4 protein-coding genes and 1 tRNA gene are annotated in these 4,593 nt (G+C 67.4%); all 5 read left to right on the forward strand.

Going from position 1 to position 4,593, the window contains the following annotated elements; all coding sequences use genetic code 11:
- Window positions 1–1,372: glycerol kinase GlpK (glpK, locus tag DD1DGNOD_RS07325; RefSeq protein ID WP_131769739.1), on the forward strand; the 1,372-nt coding region annotated here is incomplete at its 5' end.
- Window positions 1,373–1,871: 499 nt separating this feature from the next.
- Window positions 1,872–2,969 (forward strand): Rieske (2Fe-2S) protein, encoded by a 1,098-nt coding sequence (locus DD1DGNOD_RS07330; RefSeq protein WP_131769728.1) that lies wholly within the window; start codon window positions 1,872–1,874, stop codon window positions 2,967–2,969.
- A 279-nt stretch (window positions 2,970–3,248) separates the two neighbouring features.
- The gene (locus tag DD1DGNOD_RS07335) at window positions 3,249–3,848 is read left to right on the forward strand and encodes a hypothetical protein (RefSeq protein ID WP_131769729.1); all 600 of its coding nucleotides are present in this window, start codon (window positions 3,249–3,251) and stop codon (window positions 3,846–3,848) included.
- A 95-nt stretch (window positions 3,849–3,943) separates the two neighbouring features.
- Window positions 3,944–4,016: transfer RNA gene (locus tag DD1DGNOD_RS07340), tRNA-Lys, on the forward strand.
- Window positions 4,017–4,151: 135 nt separating this feature from the next.
- The coding region (locus tag DD1DGNOD_RS07345) for a peptide deformylase (protein ID WP_241255528.1) at window positions 4,152–4,593 on the forward strand (442 nt) is incomplete at its 3' end.

The raw sequence follows: 4,593 nt of genomic DNA on the forward strand, positions 1-4,593 counted from the left end.
GCGCACGGCCGCGGCCGTCGAGTCGGCCCTGGCCGGCGCCGGCCTCGGCCCGTCCGACCTCGCCGCACTCGGCGTCACCAACCAGCGCGAGACCACGATCGTGTGGAACCTGCGCACCGGCCGGCCCTACCACAACGCGATCGTCTGGCAGGACACCCGCACCGACCGGATCGCGGCCGCGCTGGAGCGCGACGGCCGCGGTCAGGTGATCCGGCGCAGATCCGGCCTGCCGCCGGCGACCTACTTCTCCGCGGCCAAGGTCACCTGGATCCTCGACAACGTCGACGGGGTCCGCGCCGCGGCCGAGCGGGGCGAGGCCGTCTTCGGCACCGTGGACAGCTGGCTGCTGTGGAACCTCACCGGGGGAGTGCATGGCGGGCTGCACGTGACAGACGTCACCAACGCCAGCCGTACCATGCTGATGGACCTGCACACTCTGGACTGGGACGACGAGCTGCTGTCGTTCTTCGGCATTCCGCGGGCCATGCTCCCGGCGATCCGGCCCTCAGCCGACCCGACCGGCTACGGTTCGACCATTGCGTCCGGGCCGCTGCGCGGCGAGGTCGCGCTGACCGCCGACCTCGGAGACCAGCATGCCGCGACCGTCGGGCAGGTCTGTTTCGCCCCCGGGCAGGCCAAGAACACCTATGGCACCGGCAACTTCCTCCTGCTGAACACCGGAACGCAGGCGGTGCCCTCCCGGCACGGGCTGCTCACGACGGTCGGCTACCGGTTCGGTGACGACGACCCGGTGTATGCGCTGGAAGGCTCGATCGCGGTCACGGGGTCGGCCGTGCAGTGGCTGCGGGACCAGCTCGGCATCATCAGCAGCGCGTCCGAGAGCGAGACGCTGGCCGCGACGGTGCCCGACAGCGGCGGCATCTACTTCGTCCCGGCTTTCTCCGGGCTGTTCGCGCCGTACTGGCGCTCCGACGCGCGGGGCGCGATCGTCGGCCTGTCACGCTTCCACACCAGCGCCCATCTGGCCCGCGCCGCGCTCGAGGCGATCTGCTACCAGAGCCGGGACGTGGCCGAGGCGATGCGGCTGGACTCGGGCGTGGCACTGGACGTCCTGCGAGTCGACGGCGGAGTGACCGCAAACGACCTGTGCATGCAGATGCAGGCGGACATCCTGGGCGTCCCCGTCAGCCGTCCGGTGGTCGCCGAGACGACGGCGCTCGGCGCCGCATATGCCGCCGGTCTCGCGGTGGGCTTCTGGAAGGACGCCGGTGAGCTCGCCACGCACTGGCGGGAGGACCGCCGCTTCGAACCCCAATGGTCGCCGGACCGGCGCGAAAGCGGCTACGCCGGCTGGCGCAAGGCGGTCGAACGCACCCTGAACTGGGTGGACGTGGACCCCGGCCGTCGGTGACCCGTGGTTTTCGGACTCCGGCCGCACGCGGTCGCGGTGAATATGAACTTCCTGGACGGCGTCTGGTTGCGCGTCGAACATTCTTCTGGCTGCCGGGAATAACCATGATTCTGCCCGCCGTCGAATAGCCGGAACAATCGGGCCGGCGGCCTGGTGTGTGGTTGGCGACATACGGGCGTGCAGACGCTTTGCCGCAGCCTGGGACGGGTACAGCATACCTCGCGGGAAACGGGCCTCCGCATGGGCATGGCAGCAGTGACGGGTTGCGCCCGACCGGGTGCCCTCCGATTGAAACACGGCCGTTACCGTGTTACCTCGCTGCCGTGTGTCGCTTGTTGTTTCCGTCACGCAGCGGCGTCCCCGGGATCTGGTGCGGGCCGCATGCTAACGTCGATCATGTGTTGCCGCCCGGTGCGGTCAACCAGCCAATAATGCAAGCTATCTCGCCGGCTATCTCGTGTACACCTATTCTTCTCCAAGTATTACTCGCGGAGGACCCGTGGCGAAGTCGCAATGGCAGAAACAACTCAAGAAACATGACAGACGGCTGCTTGAGGGTCAATCGTTCGGCGAGGAGCAGAAGACCGACTACCCGCTGGGCTGGTACTTCGCCCGATTCAGCGAGGACCTCGCGCCAGGCCAGGTGCTGCCTGTCGAGTTCATGTCTCACCAGTTCGCGCTCTTCCGCGGAAAGAGCGGCAGGGTCGGCATGGTCGACAGTCAGTGCTGCCACATGGGTGCCGACCTCGGTCGCTGCGGCACCGTGGTCGAGGACCGGATCAAGTGCGGCTACCACGCCTGGGAGTTCCGGACCGACGGTGGCTGCGAGGTCATTCCGGAGCTGGACCAGTCGAAGATCCCCCCGCGGGCGGGCCAGCGTTCGATCCCCGTCCGTGAGCATGCCGGAAACATCTGGTTCTGGTACGGCCCGGAACCGGCCGGTGAGTTCATCGAGGTGCCCTACGCCGACTCCAAGAAGTACCTGAACCTCAAGGGCCAGATCTACATTGCCCGGGGAACGCTGCTGCCGGTTGCGGAACATGTTTCCGACATCTATCACTTCCCGGTTGCGCACAAGGGTGCGGGGCGGCTGGAGTACTCCATCCTGGTGAACAAGGAGGACCGCCTCGAGTACCAGTTGCGGCCCGCCGACGAAACCGGCATGAAGAAGGTCCAGAAGTGGTTCAGGCCGTTCGCCTTCATCGAGATGATCGGGCCGTCCGCCTCGCTCTACCGGACGCAGAAGGACGCCACGGTCGACCGGTCCGGCCCACTGCTGACGATAGTTCTCGGCGGCACCCCAGTCCGCGACGACGTCATGTTCTTCGGGTACCGGGTAATCGTCCGTAAGATCGGCCCCGGCCCGCTGTTCGCACCCTTCAACCATCTGATTGCGCGTATGATGTGGCTCACGGTCCGGCGGAACGTCTATGCCGACATCGATGTTCTGAGGTGGCTGCGGCATCCCGAGAAAACCCTCTGGGTGAAGCCGGACGGGCCGTCCGTCCGCGAGTTCCGCACTTTCTTCCAGCGCCGTATCGTGCCGGGCTGGCGTTTCGGCGACCCGATGCCGGAAGAATCCGCCGCCAGCGCGTAGACGGTGTCCGCGAAGCCCGCGGGTACCGGCACCGGTTGGACGTCGGGTCCCTGGTAGGAGCGACCGGACGCCCGACCGGCGCCGGCGCGGGCCCCCGGACGGTGCGCGCCGACACGTCGACCGCAAGCCCGCACTGCGGCGCCATCTCGGTAAGCGTCCTGCCTGTAAGCCGGCAGCCCTTGTGCGGCCACCCGGCGGCCGAGCGCGATCTACCTGCGCTAGAGTCGCTGGCCACGCACATCTGGGCTGGGGGGCTACATGCGAGGTTTTTGTGGATTTGTGGTTGTTTTTGTCATGATTATCGGATTCGTCGGCCTGATACGCGGTCACCTGCATCAGGCACGGATCCACAACCGCCGGAGTGCCGGAATCGTCACCGCAGCGAGTTTCCTGGGGCTTGTCGTGCTGGCGGCGCTGGCTCCGAAGAGTGACCAGGCGGCCGCGTCGGCCGCTCCAAGCGCATCCGTGAGCTCTACACCCACCTCCGTACCGTCGACTATCAACGCTCTGCTGTCTTCGGCCGAGCCTCTGGCTGCCGCCAGCCAGCCGGCGCAACCTCCTGCAGCCGTCGTGACGACCCCTGCCGCCGCGATCTCGACGTTACGACCGGTGCCACACACAGCCGCACCCGCGCAGACACCCGCACGGGCTGCCGCGGCCCCGGCGCGACCGGCGACCACCACCGCGGCGGCCGCACCTCTCGCTCTCTGCGATCTGGCCTATCCAGACGTGTGCCTGAAGGACGGGATCGGTGACTACGACTGCGCGGGCGGTTCCGGGGACGGCCCCAACTATGTCACCGGACCGATCCGGGTGCTGTCCGCGGACCCGTTCCGCCTCGACACCGATCATGACGGTATCGGTTGCGAGAAGCCCTGAGGCCTGTGTGGCCAAGTTGGTCTGGACGGGGCCCACCCGTGGGTCCCGATCCTGTCTGGGCCTGATACATTCGGACCCGTTGCAGCACGCGACACGCGCCGCTAGCTCAATTGGCAGAGCAGCAGACTCTTAATCTGCGGGTTCGGGGTTCAAGTCCCTGGCGGCGCACTCGTTTTCTCCTGCTCGCTGACCTGCGGTCAGCTTCGCTGTGAGTAGCCATGTCTGCCCAGGGGGCCGAGTCCCCTGGAACCCCCACGTTCCTATGGTTGAGTGCCGCCTTCCAGCCTCTGATACCGTCCGCTGTTGCACGCCCGCTGTCGGTTGGAGTGGAACTTCCGTGCCGCCGCACCCGACCCGGCCGAGCCCACCAGTCCGAGCGGTCAGATGGCGTCGGTCGGGATCGTCCAGCAGGGTGCGGAGATCCTGCGCACGCCGGCCCACCCGTTGGACCTTCCCGGTGAGGACGAGGACGCCCGCCGCGTCATCGCGGAACTGTCCTCAGCCATCGAACGTGTCGCCGCGCTGCATACCTTCGGCAAGGGGATGGGGATCGCCGCTCCCCAGGCCGGGATCAACCGTGCCGCCGCGATTGTCCGCACTCCGGATGGGCAGACCGTCACCCTGCTGAACCCCCGGATCATCGAGGAGTCCCGGACAGCGACGAGCAGCACCGTCCACTTCCGAGTCTTCCCGCCGGCCGATCGGGATCCCGGACAGGTCCACCGGGCTTGCGTCGTCATCCCAG

The sequence above is a fragment of the Candidatus Protofrankia californiensis genome, from assembly GCF_900634765.1.
Lineage (GTDB): Bacteria > Actinomycetota > Actinomycetes > Frankiales > Frankiaceae > Protofrankia > Protofrankia californiensis.